This window comes from Protofrankia sp. CiP1_Cm_nod4 (assembly GCF_982290645.1).
Genome location: NZ_CEVIVC010000101.1, coordinates 15,086 through 17,708 on the forward strand (window position 1 = coordinate 15,086; position 2,623 = coordinate 17,708).

The 2,623-nt window shown below is 69.0% G+C and carries 1 protein-coding gene; it reads right to left on the reverse strand.

Features of this window, described 5'->3' with window-relative positions:
* The coding region (gene aceE / locus AC5LSR_RS17450) for a pyruvate dehydrogenase (acetyl-transferring), homodimeric type (RefSeq protein WP_493468686.1) at positions 1-2,283 on the reverse strand (2,283 nt) is incomplete at its 3' end.
* Positions 2,284-2,623: the final 340 nt, after the last annotated feature.

A 2,623-nucleotide genomic window follows, 5' to 3' on the forward strand; every position in this document is an offset into this window, starting at 1 on the left:
GCCGGCTTCGGGGGAGCCGGCCTCCGCCGGCGGCCGTACCGGCAGGCCCGCCTCGGCGAACGGCCGGAACAGGTACATGCCGGCGAGTATCTGCGCCGGGTCGGCCCCGGCCGGCTCGGCCGGCTGCGGGAACGGCTCGTTGTAGACGGTCAGGTAGTAGAAGACGTCCTCGTCGCGCTCGCCGTACATCCGGTCGAGGCCGTCCCGGACGATGTGGGCGACCTCGAAGGCGAACGCCGGGTCGTAGGCCACGCACGCCGGGTTCGTCGAGGCGAGCAGCAGGGAGTGGCCGTCCTGGTGCTGGAGGCCCTCGCCGTTGAGGGTCGTGCGGCCCGCGGTGGCACCGAGCAGGAAGCCGCGGCCGAGCTGGTCGCCGAGCGCCCACATCTGGTCACCGGTCCGCTGGAACCCGAACATCGAGTAGAACACGTACACCGGGATCATGTGCACGCCGTGGGTGGCGTACGCGGTGCCCGCGGCGACGACCGACCCCATCGAACCGGCCTCGTTGATTCCCTCGTGCAGCATCTGGCCGGTCTCGGACTCCTGGTAGGAAAGCAGGAGCTCGCGGTCCACAGCCTCGTAACGCTGACCGTGCGGTGAATAGATCTTGGCGGTCGGGAACATGGCGTCCATACCGAAGGTACGCGCCTCATCCGGAATAACCGGGACGAACCGGGCGCCCATCTCCTTCGTCTTTATCAGGTCCTTGAGCAGCCGGACGAAGGCCATGGTGGTGGCCACCGGCTGCTTGCCCGAGCCCCGCCGCAGGTCACCGAAGATGGACTCCGGCGGCTGCGGGAGGGGCCGGGCGCGCACGACCCGCCGCGGCAGTGTGCCGTCCAGCACGGCCCGCCGTTCCCGCATGTACTGGATCTCCTCCGAATCCGGGCCGGGATGGAAGTAGGGCGGCAGGGGGCCTTCCAGCTCGGAGTCGGGAATGTCCAGGTAGAGCCGGTCGCGGAACTCCTTGAGATCGGCCTTGGAGAGTTTCTTCATCTGGTGCGTGGCGTTGCGCGCCTCGAAGTCCTTGCCCAGCGTCCAGCCCTTTATGGTGTGGGCGAGGATGACGGTGGGCTGGCCGGCGTGCTCGGTCGCCGCCTTGTAGGCCGCGTACAGTTTGCGGTAGTCGTGCCCGCCGCGGGAGAGTTTGCGCAGCTCGTCGTCGGACAGGTCCTTGACCATACGGCGCAGCCGCGCGTCCGCGCCGAAGAAGTGTTCCCGGATGTACGCGCCGGACGATGTCGTGTAGGTCTGGAACTGGCCGTCCGGGGTGGTGTTCATCCGGTGGACGAGCACCCCGTCGGTGTCCTTGGCCAGCAGCGGGTCCCAGTCGCGGCCCCAGACCACCTTGATGACGTTCCAGCCGGCGCCGCGGAACAGCGACTCCAGCTCCTGCATGATTTTCCCGTTGCCGCGGACCGGCCCGTCGAGGCGCTGCAGGTTGCAGTTCACGACGAAGATGAGGTTGTCGAGCTCCTCGCGCGCGGCGATGCCGAGCGCGCCGATCGACTCCGGCTCGTCCATCTCGCCGTCACCGAGGAAGGCCCACACCCGGCTGCCGGAGGTGTCCTTGATCCGCCGGTTCAGCAGATAGCGGTTGAACCGGGCCTGGTAGATGGCGTGGATCGGCCCGAGGCCCATCGAGACGGTCGGGAACTCCCAGAAGTCGGGCATGAGCCGGGGATGTGGATAGGAGGACAGCCCGCCGGGCTCGCCCTCCCGACGGAACGCGTCGAGCTGCGCCGCGGTCAGCCGGCCCTCGAGAAAGGCCCGGGCGTAGATACCCGGTGAGGCGTGTCCCTGAATGAACACCTGGTCGCCCGAGTCACCGCCGGGCCCGCCGGTCAGGTTGTCCTTGCCGCGGAAGAAGTGGTTGAATCCCACCTCGTAGAGAGCGGCGCTGGACGCATATGTCGCGATATGCCCGCCGACGCCGTATTCGGGACGGTTCGCGCGGCTCACCATGATGGCCGCGTTCCAGCGGACATAGGCCCGGATGCGCCGTTCGATGTGCTCGTCCCCGGGGAACCACGGTTCCCGCTCCGGCGGGATGGTGTTGATGAAATCGGTGCTGGTGAGCCCGGGCACTCCGACGGCCTTCTCCCGGGCCCGTTCCAGCAGCTTCAGCATGAGGAATCGGGCCCGGCCACGGCCCTGCTCGTCGATCACCGCGTCCAGGGACTCCAGCCATTCGCCGGTTTCGGACGGGTCGATGTCCGGCAACTGGCTGGGAAGCCCGTCGGTGATGACCGAGAACCTGCTGCCGCTGTCCTTCGCCACGTGTTCTCCCTGACGTCACTTGGTCGTTGCGCGCATGCTTCGTCGTGAGTGGGTCCCCTTCCATCGTGCTCTGTGCGGGGGGGCTCGTCACGCTTCCCGACGTTACTTGTGGCCCATCCGGTCGAAGAACACACGATCATGATTTTTCTCGAGTGCGTGGGGACGCCGGGGAGCCGGCCTGGACCGACACTCGCGGACACGCGCCGTCGTCGACGCGCCGCCCCGGCTTCCGGGCCTGCCGGCCCGGCGGTGGTGCCCGGCCACCGGGCCGGCAGGCCGTCCCGGCGGCACCCGGCTGCCGGCGTGGCCAGGGCGGGACGGCGCCGGGCCGGCGGGGGCC